At 75.8% G+C, this 10,772-nt stretch carries 12 protein-coding genes; 5 read left to right on the top strand and 7 right to left on the bottom strand.

Going from position 1 to position 10,772, the window contains the following annotated elements; translation table 11 throughout:
• Window positions 1-34: 34 nt before the first annotated feature.
• Window positions 35-247: a DUF397 domain-containing protein gene (locus ACFV61_RS31285; protein WP_208869206.1), complete on the bottom strand. Its 213-nt coding sequence runs from the start codon at window positions 245-247 to the stop codon at window positions 35-37.
• Window positions 248-541: 294 nt separating this feature from the next.
• Here ACFV61_RS31285 and ACFV61_RS31280 point away from each other — a divergent pair, with 294 nt between their 5' ends.
• Entirely contained in the window at window positions 542-1,156 is a 615-nt protein-coding gene (locus tag ACFV61_RS31280; RefSeq protein WP_347878552.1) for a PTS fructose transporter subunit IIA, read from the top strand.
• 119 nt (window positions 1,157-1,275) lie between these two features.
• Here ACFV61_RS31280 and ACFV61_RS31275 read toward each other — a convergent pair whose 3' ends face one another.
• The 3 genes from ACFV61_RS31275 to ACFV61_RS31265 all read right to left on the bottom strand — a co-directional run bounded on the left by ACFV61_RS31275 (window position 1,276) and on the right by ACFV61_RS31265 (window position 2,949).
• Window positions 1,276-1,764, bottom strand: a complete 489-nt coding sequence (locus ACFV61_RS31275; RefSeq protein WP_063350169.1) for an NUDIX domain-containing protein — start codon at window positions 1,762-1,764, stop codon at window positions 1,276-1,278.
• Window positions 1,765-1,838: 74 nt separating this feature from the next.
• On the bottom strand, window positions 1,839-2,348 hold the full coding sequence (locus tag ACFV61_RS31270) for a sugar transferase (protein ID WP_063350168.1): 510 nt from the start codon (window positions 2,346-2,348) through the stop codon (window positions 1,839-1,841).
• Window positions 2,349-2,676: 328 nt separating this feature from the next.
• Window positions 2,677-2,949, bottom strand: coding sequence for a hypothetical protein (locus tag ACFV61_RS31265; protein ID WP_063350167.1), 273 nt, complete (start codon window positions 2,947-2,949; stop codon window positions 2,677-2,679).
• Between the two features lie 373 nt (window positions 2,950-3,322).
• Here ACFV61_RS31265 and ACFV61_RS31260 point away from each other — a divergent pair, with 373 nt between their 5' ends.
• Window positions 3,323-4,348: a polysaccharide deacetylase family protein gene (locus ACFV61_RS31260; protein WP_244293515.1), complete on the top strand. Its 1,026-nt coding sequence runs from the start codon at window positions 3,323-3,325 to the stop codon at window positions 4,346-4,348.
• Between the two features lie 488 nt (window positions 4,349-4,836).
• Here the strand turns inward: ACFV61_RS31260 and ACFV61_RS31255 are convergent, their stop codons facing one another.
• Window positions 4,837-5,622, bottom strand: a complete 786-nt coding sequence (locus ACFV61_RS31255) for a glutamate racemase (protein WP_380427349.1) — start codon at window positions 5,620-5,622, stop codon at window positions 4,837-4,839.
• A gap of 57 nt (window positions 5,623-5,679) precedes the next feature.
• On the opposite strand from ACFV61_RS31255, the gene ACFV61_RS31250 reads away from it, so the two are divergent.
• On the top strand, window positions 5,680-6,828 hold the full coding sequence (locus ACFV61_RS31250; RefSeq protein WP_380427347.1) for a glycosyltransferase: 1,149 nt from the start codon (window positions 5,680-5,682) through the stop codon (window positions 6,826-6,828).
• A gap of 57 nt (window positions 6,829-6,885) precedes the next feature.
• On the top strand, window positions 6,886-7,632 hold the full coding sequence (locus ACFV61_RS31245) for an SAM-dependent methyltransferase (RefSeq protein ID WP_380427345.1): 747 nt from the start codon (window positions 6,886-6,888) through the stop codon (window positions 7,630-7,632).
• Between the two features lie 55 nt (window positions 7,633-7,687).
• Here the strand turns inward: ACFV61_RS31245 and ACFV61_RS31240 are convergent, their stop codons facing one another.
• Together ACFV61_RS31240 and ACFV61_RS31235 are read right to left on the bottom strand one after the other, a co-directional pair.
• The gene (locus ACFV61_RS31240) at window positions 7,688-8,362 is read right to left on the bottom strand and encodes a thiol:disulfide interchange protein DsbA/DsbL (RefSeq protein ID WP_063350163.1); all 675 of its coding nucleotides are present in this window, start codon (window positions 8,360-8,362) and stop codon (window positions 7,688-7,690) included.
• A gap of 139 nt (window positions 8,363-8,501) precedes the next feature.
• Entirely contained in the window at window positions 8,502-9,761 is a 1,260-nt protein-coding gene (locus ACFV61_RS31235) for a glycosyltransferase family 4 protein (protein ID WP_380495269.1), read from the bottom strand.
• Window positions 9,762-10,084: 323 nt separating this feature from the next.
• On the opposite strand from ACFV61_RS31235, the gene ACFV61_RS31230 reads away from it, so the two are divergent.
• A partial coding sequence (locus tag ACFV61_RS31230) for a glycosyltransferase family 4 protein (protein ID WP_380495267.1) occupies window positions 10,085-10,772 on the top strand: 688 nt, incomplete at its 3' end.

Raw genomic sequence — 10,772 nt, 5'->3', positions numbered from 1 at the left:
GCCGGGACCCGCTCCGCGGTCGTGCGACGGTGGCTCAGGTGAGGTCGAACTCGCCGTCCCGGGCACCGAGCACGAAGGCCCGCCACTCCCCCGGCGTGAACACCAGGACCGGACCGTCCTCCTGGCGGCCGTCCCGCATCCCGATGTACCCGTCCACGAACGCGATCTGGACATCCCCGACGCCCTGGCTGCTGCACAGCCACTTCGCCCCGCTGAAGTCCACCTTCGGCTTCCCGCTCGGCGCCAGCTGCGGCTCCGCGCCGCCCGCCTCCACGTCGATCCCACTGTTGACTGCCACTACCCGGTCTCCTCCCGACGGCTTTCCCGGCCAGCCTAACCACACCCGCCCGCCCCGGTCAGCGGGTTGACGAGGACTCCACCAGCCGGGCCCGGACGCCGCAGGAGGCCCGCTCAACGCGTGTCCCGCCCGACGGGGGCCACCGGAGCTGCCAGAGTGCTTGGCAGCGCGGGGGACCACCCCCGCCGGCCGTACACGGGCCCTCGACGGCCCTCGACGGCCCGCCCCGGCCCCGCGAACCCGATGCGCACCGGACGCGGCCCGCACCACCTCGCCCAGCACCGCCCACCACCACCCGCCACCGCCCAGAGGGAGCAGCCGATGAGCCGCCGGGACGGCACCCGCGCCGATGTCATCCCCATCTCCGACGCCCCCTCGGCCCACCCCCCGGCGCCCCGCACGCCACCCGCGCCCGCCACGCTGCCCCGGCCCGCCTCCGGCCGGCCCCCCGCGCACGGCCGGGTCGGGATCGTCCTGGTGTCGCACAGCCAGGAACTGGCCATCGCGGTGCGCGCCCTCGCGCTCGCACTGACCGGATCCGACTCCCCCGCCCCGATCGCCGCGACCGGCGGGGACCAGGGCGGTCCCGGCATCAGCGCGGTCCTGGTGGCCGCCGCCACCCGCCGGGTCGACCAGGGCCACGGGGTCGTGGTGCTCGCCGACCTGGGCAGCGCCGTCACCACCGTGCGCGCCCTGCTGTCCGACGCCGACGAGCACGGCCTCCCGTTCCCGGTCCGCTTCGCGAACGCGCCGTTCGTCGAGGGCGCGGTCGCGGCCACCGCCACCGCCACCGCGGGCGGCGACCTCGCCGCCGTCCTGGACGCCGCGGAGGAGGCCTACCGGCAGCGCAAGGGCTGAGCGGCCTCGCGAATTCCCCCCACCCGGGGTGACCGGACGGCTACCATCGGCGAAGGGTCCGGACTCCCGGCCCGCCCGGGGAGGGGAGGCGAGGATGCGGACCGTCCGCCGTGCGCCGGTCAGGGGCGCTCCTTGCCCTCCCACACGAAGACCGCCGACCCCTCGCACTCCAGCGCGTGGCGCAGCCGCTCGTGCTCGACCTCGATCATCGGCGGCAGCCCGTCCAGCGGGTACCAGCCGACCTCCAGCGACTCGTCGTCGTTCACCCTCGCCTCGCCGCCGACCGCCCGGCACCGGAAGGTCAGCACCAGGTACTGCGTCACGTCGCCGTTCGGGTAGGTGACCTGCGGCGAGACGGTGACCGAGGCGAGCAGCTCGGGCACGGCCACCACCCCGGTCTCCTCCAGGCACTCGCGCACCACGCCGTCGGCGGGCTGCTCGCCGGGATCGAGGATGCCGCCGACCGGCGCCCACCTCCCGTCGTCGGCCCGTCGGCCCAGCAGCACCCGGCCGTGGTCGTCCAGGACGACGGCGACGACGGCGGTCAGCCAGAGCGGGCGGGTGCCCACCAGGGCGCGGAGATCGGCGAGGAACGGGGGAATGGCCATACGCCGCAGCCTAGGCCCTGTCCGGCAGGCTCCCGGGCCGCCGCCACCGACGTGCGACCCGCGACGTCGGTGGCTCATCGTGCGAGGCCGCCCTCCGGGCGCAGCAGGGCCAGCACGGTCAGCCCGAGGATCCGCAGGTCGAGCCGGAGCGAGCGGTGCTCCACGTACCAGAGGTCGAGTTCGGCCCAGTCCGGCCGGGCGAGCGGGCGGCGGGCCTGGAGCTGGGCCCAGCCGGTCAGCCCGGGCCGGACGGCGAGCCGGCCGCGCTCGCGGCGGGAGTAGCGGACCACCTGGTCGGGGCGGACGGGCCGGGGGCCGATCACCCCCATCTCGCCGCGGGCGACGTTCCACAGCCGGGGCAGCTCGTCCAGGCCGGTCCGGCGGAGCAGCACGCCGAGCCGTCCTCCCCGGCTGGTCCGGAAGCGGAGGACCTGGAACTCCCGGCCGTGCCGTCCGGCCCGGGTCAGCCGCAGGAGCACCGGGCCGCGCGCCGTGCAGCGGAGCAGGGCGGCGATCACCAGGGCCAGCGGGAGCGCGACGATCCCGGCCAGGGCGGCGAGGGCGAGGTCCCCGCCGCGCTTCATCCGGCGGACACGGTGGTGCGCGGTGCGCCGTCCGGCTTCCTGCCGGGTTCTCCGCCCGGATCGGACGTGGCGCTGCCGCCCATCTCTTCCCCTCCACGGCACCGTCGAGTCCACGGCACCGTCGAGCCGCAAGAACGCATTCACAGTAAAGGCGCCTTGGAGTCGTCGCCCGGGAATGGTGAAAGAAGTGGGCAGAGGATTGTCCGACAGGCCGAAATTCGGTCGATCTGACCAATATTGCTCGATCTGCTGCTCGATCTGCTGCTCGGAATGCCGAGGGCAATCGAAGTACAGCCGTCCACCGAAGGCCGGCCGGTCGCTGAGGAGGTTAGAGCGCGGCGCCCCGGCGGTAACGCAGCAGCCCGAACGCGATCCGGCCGAGCAGCAGCACTCCCGCGGCCAGACAGCCCGCCACCGCCATCGCCCAGGCCGGACCGTCACTGTCCGGAACGATCACCGCCACCACAATGCCCAGCGCGAGACAGGCCAAACCCACCACCGCCAGCAGAAGCTGGTGGGTGACCAGGGCGCCACCACTCCACGCACGGGCCATCCTGGTCGCGCCGTGCAGGTGGAAGGGATCACGGTCCGCATCTGCCATGAGCCCAAGGTACCCCCGGCGAACGCCGGAGGCAGCCCGCAGGGAGTGAACGTTCGACCACCCGGTGCGACCGGCCCGCCGACCTCGCCCGAGCAGGTCGCGGACCGGCCCCGGTCGTGCATTCCGGCTCCACATTCAGTTCACATCAGTCCACATCAGTCCACGAAAAATCCTCGTCCCCCCGGTACAACCATCCGCCCGGTGCAGCGGTCTCAATGGCATTGAGCGATCCAGGAGCCGTTCGCGGGAAGGGTGCGAGCCCCCCACCGCGGACCGGAATACCCAGGAGGCGGAGCCGCCGCCGCCTGGAGTCGGAGGCCGGACTCCGTCCTCCGGCGGTACCGCCACGCCGCTCGGCGACCGAGGGGGAACCGTGCCGCAGTCCCAGTCCACCACGTCGATCTCCATGGCCCCCACCAGGCCCGTCCCGTTCGTGCGCCCGCTGCCGACGGCCACCCGCCGCCACCCGACCGCCGACCGGGGCAGGCCGGACGCGCGGGGCGAATGGCTGCGGTTCGCCCCCGTCCAACCCCTGTTCCGCGCCCGCGCCGCACAACGCCTCGCCGTCCTCGCCTACCACGGCGTCACCGACCACCGGTCCTTCGGCGCCCAGCTCGACCGGCTCCGAAGACTCGCCACCCCGGTCTCGCTCACCGCCGTCCTCCAAGCCGTCACCGAACAGCGGCCGCTGCCGCCCCGCAGCGTCCTGGTCACCTTCGACGACGCCGACCGCAGCGTCCTCACCCACGCCCTGCCCGCCCTCGACGCCCGCGGCATCCCCGCCACCGCCTTCGTCATCTCCGAGCTCATCGGCACCGAACGCCCCTTCTGGTGGCACGAGGCCGACTTCCTCGCCCGGCACGGCGGCCGTGCCCGCTCGCTCGACTGCGGGCACCCCTCCCAGCTGCTCCCCCGGCTCAAGGCCATGCCCGACCCCGACCGGCGGCGCAGCCTGCACGAGCTACGGGTCAGCGCCGACCGCCGCCCGCCCCGCCAGGAGCAGCTCACCCCCGCCGACCTGCTCGCCCTGCGCGACGGCGGCGTCGCCATCGGCAACCACACCCAGGGGCACCCCTGCCTCGGCCGCTGCGACGACGCCACCGTCCGCGCCGAGATCACCGGCGCCCACGAAGCCCTCACCCGCTGGCTCGGCGAACCCCCGATCGCCTTCGCCTACCCGGACGGCGGGCACGACCCGCGTGCCGAAACCGTCCTCCAGGAGCTCGGCTACCGCCTCGGCTTCCTCTCCGACCACCGGCTCGGCCCCCGCATCCCCTCCCACCCGCTCCAGATCAGCCGCCTCCAGGTCGACTCCACCACCAGCACCCGCCGCTTCGACACCATCCTCTCCGGCCTCGAACCCGCCTACCGCCGCTGGCGCCGCCAAGCCGTCGCCTGACCGGCCGGGGCGCGCGAGGGGACGCAGAGGGACTCAGGGTCGCTCAGGAGCGCTCAGGGGCAAAAATGAGCCCTGTCGGGGAGAGGTACCGGACCTCTGGGGGGCGAAATTTGGCCCTGCCTCAGCGGCAAACCACCCGCCCGTGGGGCAAGGCCTTGCCTCACGGGCACAGACCGTCGGACAGGCCGACTTCCTGCATCAGCCGCCCCGGACAGGCAGCCTCCGCGGAAGACCGGGACGGCCGGCCACCACGGGACTCCTCGACCGACCCCCGGAGGTTGGAGGGCAAAGATTTGCCCCTCAACTCATGACAGAGAGCCTGCTCTCGGCTGCCCCGGATGGGGATCAGCTGCGGTGGCCTTCCGCGCGGGCTGAAGGGCGGACCGCCGGCGGGCGAAAATTGGCCCGATGGCGGCCCGGCGGGGGCTCGTCAGCGGCTCCTCGGGGGGCGAAGTGCTCCGCGAGGGCGGTGGCGGTGGGAGTGAGGGTCACGCCGGCAGCGTGCTGCGCATCAGGGCGGCGAGGGTGCGCCCCTGGGGATAGAGGAGTGCGGCCGGGGGGAGGGCGGCAGGGGCGCCGGCGTGGAGCACGGTGATGGTGCCGGCGCCGGTGCGCGTGGGGTCGGTGACCCGGCGCAGGGCCTGGGCGGCGACGGCGTCGGCGGAGCCGTGCAGGGTGAGCGCCGGGGAGGCGGTGGGGGCGACGGCGGCGCGGATGCGGTCGTCGACCAGTTCGTAGTGCGTGCAACCGAGGACGATCGCGGCGGTGCCGGCGGGGGTGCGGGCGGCGGCGTCGGCGATGGCGGCGGTGATGGCGGCGTCGTCGCCGTGTTCGATGGCGTCGGCGAGGCCGGGGCAGGCCACCTCGGTCACGTCCGCGGTGCCGCCGAAGTCGCGGATCAGGCCGCGCTGGTAGGCGCTGCCGGTGGTGGCCGGGGTGGCCCAGATGGCCACGGAGCCGCCGAGGGCGGCGGCGGGCTTGATCGCCGGGACGGTGCCGACGACGGGCAGTCCGGGTTCGAGTTCGGCCCGGAGGGTGGCGAGCGCGTGCACGGAGGCGGTGTTGCAGGCGATGACCAGCGCGTCCGGTTCGAGCGCCGCGGCGGCGAGCGAGCAGCCGCGGGCGAGGTCGGTGACCTCTTCGGAGGTGCGCGGCCCCCAGGGCATCGAGGCCGGGTCGGAGGAGAGCACCAGATCGACGTCCGGGCGCAGCTTCCGAAGGGCGGCGGCGGCGGCCAGCAGGCCGATTCCGGAGTCCATCAGTGCGATCTTCACGGGGCAAGACTTTAGTCGATCCGCCCGATCCGGCCGGTTCTGCGGCAAACTGCGGGAGTGACCGTCCTGTTGTGGATCGCCGCGTTCTCCCTGCTGGTCTGGCTCTGGTTGGCGTGCTGCCACGGGCTGTTCTGGCGCACCGACGTGCGGTTGCCGCCGCGCCGTCCGCCGGTGCGCTGGCCGCAGGCGGCGGTGGTGGTGCCGGCCCGGGACGAGGCGCAGGTGCTGCCGGTGAGCCTGCCGACGCTGCTGGCCCAGAAGTACCCGGGGCGGGCGCGGGTGATCCTGGTGGACGACCACAGTTCGGACGGCACGGGCGCGGTGGCGGCGGAGCTGCGGACGATGGACGGGCTGGAGCTGACCGTCACGACTCCTCCCCCGTTGCCCCCGGGGTGGACGGGCAAGTTGTGGGCGCTGCGGCACGGGGTGGAGCTGGCCGGTCCGGACGTCGAGTACCTGCTGCTGACGGACGCGGACATCGCGCACGGGCCCGACTCGCTGGCGGAGCTGGTGGCTGCGGCGGAGAGCAACGGACTGGACCTGGTGTCGCAGATGGCCCGGCTGCGGGTGGAGACCGGCTGGGAGCGGCTGATCGTGCCGGCCTTCGTCTACTTCTTCGCGCAGTTGTACCCGTTCCGCTGGAGCAACCGGCCCGGTGGGCGGACGGCGGCCGCGGCGGGCGGCTGTTCGCTGGTGCGGCGGGAGGCGCTGGAGCGGGCCGGCGGGGTGGCCGCGATCCGGGGTGCGGTGATCGACGACGTGTCGCTGGCGCGGGCGGTGAAGTCCTCGGGCGGGCGGACCTGGCTGGGGCTGGCCGGGGCGGTGGACAGCGTCCGGCCGTACCCGCGGCTGGAGCAGTTGTGGCGGATGGTGTCGCGCAGCGCGTACGCCCAGTTGCGGCATTCGCCGCTGCTGCTGCTCGGGACGGTGCTGGGGCTGGGGCTGGTGTACCTGGTGCCGCCGGTGGCGGCGGCGGCCGGGCTGGTCGCGGGGGCGCCGGCGGTGGCGGTGGCGGGCGGGGCGGCCTGGGCGCTGATGGCGGGCACCTACCTGCCGATGGTGCGGTACTACCGGCAGCCGGCGCCGGCCGTGCTGCTGCTGCCCTTCACGGCGGGTCTGTACCTGCTGATGACGGTGGACTCGGCGGTGCAGCACTGGCGGGGCCGGGGCGCGGCGTGGAAGGGCCGGACGTACTCGCGGGCCTGAGCGTTCCGGGCCCCGAATTCGCGGGCACGGCAGGCCGGTTGGCTCCATACTGCTCGAATGGACCGCCAGAGGATCTCCCGTCTCGCCCATGCCCACCACCCGATCGCGGCGCCGCTGACGGACGAGTCGGTGGCCCTGCTGCTGGAGCGCGCGACCGCCGGGGCGGCGGACGGCCGGGCGCTGGACCTCGGCTGCGGCGAGGGGGCGTGGCTGGTCCGGGCGCTGGCGGCGCGTCCGCGCTGGCGGGCGGTGGGGGTGGATCTGGACGCGGCGGCGCTGACCCGGGCCAGGGAGGCGGCGACCGTGCTCGGCGTGGCGCGCCGGATCGGCCTGCACCACGTGGACGCGCGGGAGTTCGGCTCGGTCGAGCCCTTCGACCTGGTGCTGTGCGTGGGCGCCACCCACGCCTTCGGCGGGCTGCTGCCGACGCTGGCGGCGGCCCGCGAGCACCTGGCCCCGGGCGGGCGGGTGCTGGTCGGCGAGGGCTTCTGGGAGCGGGAGCCGTCCCGGGCGGCCCTGGACGGGCTGGGCGCGGCCCGGGACGACTACGCGGACCTGGCGACCACCACGGACCGGGTGCTGGCGGACGGCTGGACACCGGTGTCCGGTTACGTGAGCAGCCCGCAGGAGTGGGACGACTACGAGTTCGCGTGGACGGGTGCGCTGGCCGAGTGGGCGCTGGAGCACCCGGACGACCCCGACGCGGCGGCCGCCCGGGAGGCCGCGGACCGGCACCGGCGGGAGTGGCTGCACGGCTACCGGGGGACGTTCGGCTTCGTGACGTACCTGCTGCGCCGGGACTGAACCGCCGGGCGGGGCGGGCCGCCGGAGGGCTGTCCGACCCCGGCCCGCGGCGGGCTCAGTTCCCGCGCAGCTGCTCCTGCTGGACCAGGTAGTCCAGCACCTCGGGCATCGCCTCGACGCCACCGGCCTTGCTCGGCGAAGTCCGGTACTCGCCCTGGACGACCACCGTCGGCAGCTCGTTGACGCCGTAGCGGACGAACTCGACGGCGGCCTCGTCGACCGACCGCGCCACCTCGTCGGAGCGGTACGTCCGGCGGAAGAGCTGGGCGTCCACGCCGTGGCGCACCGCCCAGTCGGTGGCGGTGGCCTCGGTGGTGAGGTCGGTCTGGTCGGTGCGCACCGAGCGGAAGACGCTGCTCTGCAGGCGCTCGACCAGGCCCAGGCGCTCCAGCGTGTAGTACAGGCGCGCGTGGCCGCGCTGGGCGCCCTCGTCCGGGCCGCCCGGCCAGATCGCCGGGACGCGCCGCAGGGCGACGTCCGCACGGTGCTTCTCGGCCCAGGCCTGCAAGGGCTGTTCGAGCTGCTGGGAGTGGACGCAGTCGTACCAGAAGAACTCGGCCGCCTCCGTGCGGACGCTCTCGCGCACCGGCTGCGGATGGTCCAGCTTGACGAACTGGGCACCCTCGGAGGGGGGTTGGTGACTCACCGCGCCGGCCTGGAGGGGGGATACGGCGATCCCGGCGGCGATGGCGAGCAGGACGGTGGACCGCAGCAGCGACTTCGAGTTCACACCGGGCAGTGTGCTGGCGGCGGTTCGTTACCGTCGAGTTCGGCCGGGCACGCTGGCCCGGATTCGCCCGATCGGCCCAGCCCGACGCCCGGCCCGGCACGCAACCCGACACCCGGCCCGGCCCGCCGCCGCGGGTCTGTCACGGACCGGTGCGCACCCCCGGGCCACCCCCCGCCCACACCTCGGCGACCAGCCCCTGCCAGGCGTCCACCACGGCGCCGAGCTCGAAGTGCTCCAACGCGTGCGCCCGGGCGGCCGCGCCGAGGCCCGCACGGTTGCACGCCAGCACCTTGGCCAGCGCCTCGGCGAGGGCGAGCGGGTCCCCGGGGGCGACGAGCGCGCCGGTCGCGCCGTCCCGGACCACCTCGCGCACCCACCCGACGTCGGTGGCGACGGCGGGCACGCCGGCCAGCGCCGCCTCGATCAGCGCGCCGGGCACGCCCTCGCTGTCGCTGGTGAGCAGCAGCGCGTCGGCGGCCCGGTAGAGCGGCGCCGGATCGGGCAGGGCGCCGAGGAAGTGGGCGCGGGCGGCGGCCGGGTGGCGGGCCAGCGTCTCGCGCAGCGGGCCGTCCCCGGCGATGGCCAGCCGGACGTCCGGCAGCCGGTCGAGGACGTCGAGGGCGAGGTCGAGCCGCTTCTCCGGGGCGATCGCGCCGATCCAGGCGACCAGCAGGACGTCGGCGGGCAGGCCGAGCGCGTGCCGGGCGGCGCGCCGGTCGGCCCGGCCGTCGGCGGGCGGATAGCTCTCGGCGGCCCGGGAGTTGGAGATCACGTGCACCTTGCCGTCGGGCAGCCGGAACTGCCCCTCCAGGACGGCGCGGGCCTCGTCGGTGAGCGTGGTGACGGCGGCCGCGCGGTGCATCAGCGCGCCGCCGCGCACCCGGCGCAGCCGGTTCGCCGTCCAGTAGCGGGGGTGGCCGACGGAGACGTAGACGAAGGGGGTGCGGGTGCCGGCCAGGGCGAGGGCGCAGGCCGCCAGGGTGTCGGAGCCGTGGGCGAGCACCACGTCGGCGCCGCGGGCGGCCGCGCGCAGCGCCCGCAGGGTGCCGGGGCGCAGGCGGCCGGAGCCGAGGACGGCGGCGCGTAAGTCCTCCTCGTCGGCGCAGGCGCCGGGGTCCGGGTCGGGCTGCCGGTCGGGCCCGTCGGGGCGGGCGCCCGGACCGGCCCCGGCGCGAACTCCGGTGCGGTCCGCGGCGCGGGGCCCGGGGAGGGCGGGCCCGGTGGGCCCGGGGGACGGGTGCGGGGCGAGGGCGCACAGGGCGGAGGCCTGGCCCCGGCGGCGCAGTTCCCGGTGGAGGTCACGGGCGAAGTTCTGGGCGCCGCCGCGGCGTGGATCACTGATCAGGTGCAGGACGCGGGGACGGGTTCCGGCCGGGTCGGCCGACGTATGGTCGGGCATGGACCGACCTTGGCACAGCGCCCCGCGCCGTACAGCCCCTTCGCGCAACCTGGTGGTGGCCCGTGCGCCCGCGTGAATACACCTGATGTGCGCTGGTCGACTGCGGCCGTGCGCCGGTTGCTCCCGTCGTGCGCCCTGTTCCGCCCCCTCTCGCCCTGCCTCGCTCTGCCTCGCCTCGCCGCACCCCGGCGTCCGACCCCGGCCGCCGTACGGCTGGCGGGCCCGACGGCCACCTGCGATGCTGATCACCAGTCAGGGGGCGTCCGGCACGGGAGAACGGACGCGCCCGCAGCGGGCGGGGGTGGCCGGTGCAGGTGCTTCTGGTGGTCGACAGCGTGAACCGGACCGGCGGGGCGGAGCGCGCCCTGGTCTCGATGGCTCCCCAACTGGTGCGCGCCGGCGTCACGTTGGACGTCGCCTACCTCTACGACTCCCCCGGCGGCTGGCAGCCGGAGCTGACCGCGGCGGGCGCCGCCGTGTTCGGCGTCGGCCGACCGACCGGGGCCGCCACCGCCGCCGCGCTGCGCCGGCTGATCCGCGAACGCCGGCCCGATCTCGTCCACACCGCCCGCCACGCCTCGGACGTGCTCGGCCGCACCGCCGCCCTGGCCGCCCGCACCCCGGTGGTTTCCAGCCTCCTCGACCCGGCGTACGGACCGGAGCAGTCGGCGGCACACGGGGCGAGCCCCTGGCGGATGCGCACCGCGCAGGCCCTGGACGCGGCCACCGCCCAGGGCGCCCGCCGCTTCCACGCGCTCACCCGGCACGTGGCCGGCACGATGGCACGGCGGCTGCGCGTCCCCCGGCGCCGGATCGACGTGGTGCCGCGCGGGCTCGACCCGGAGCTGCTGGGCACGGCCACCCCGGAGCGGCGGGCCGCCGTGCGTGGTGCGCTGGAGCTGGCGCAGGACGTGCCGGTGGGGCGTGCCGCCCCCCGGCCCCACCACCGGAAGGGCCGGGACGTGGGGGTGTCCGCCTGGCCCGCGCGCCGGCGCGCGCCGCCCGGGGGCG

Origin of the sequence: Kitasatospora sp. NPDC059817 (assembly GCF_042731835.1) — a bacterium.
Classification (GTDB): domain Bacteria; phylum Actinomycetota; class Actinomycetes; order Streptomycetales; family Streptomycetaceae; genus Kitasatospora.
Note: the sequence above shows the minus strand (reverse complement) of the source record. Positions and strands in the feature narration are given on the sequence as shown.

Bases quoted from the DNA above. Each gene is read 5' to 3' on its own strand.
- ACFV61_RS31265 (WP_063350167.1), bottom strand. From the start codon at position 2,949: ATGGCAGATGCGGACCGTGATCCCTTCCACCTGCACGGCGCGACCAGG.
- ACFV61_RS31245 (WP_380427345.1), top strand. From the start codon at position 6,886: ATGGACCGCCAGAGGATCTCCCGTCTCGCCCATGCCCACCACCCGATC.
- ACFV61_RS31235 (WP_380495269.1), bottom strand. From the start codon at position 9,761: ATGCCCGACCATACGTCGGCCGACCCGGCCGGAACCCGTCCCCGCGTC.
- ACFV61_RS31275 (WP_063350169.1), bottom strand. From the start codon at position 1,764: ATGGCCATTCCCCCGTTCCTCGCCGATCTCCGCGCCCTGGTGGGCACC.
- ACFV61_RS31270 (WP_063350168.1), bottom strand. From the start codon at position 2,348: ATGAAGCGCGGCGGGGACCTCGCCCTCGCCGCCCTGGCCGGGATCGTC.
- ACFV61_RS31280 (WP_347878552.1), top strand. From the start codon at position 542: ATGCGCACCGGACGCGGCCCGCACCACCTCGCCCAGCACCGCCCACCA.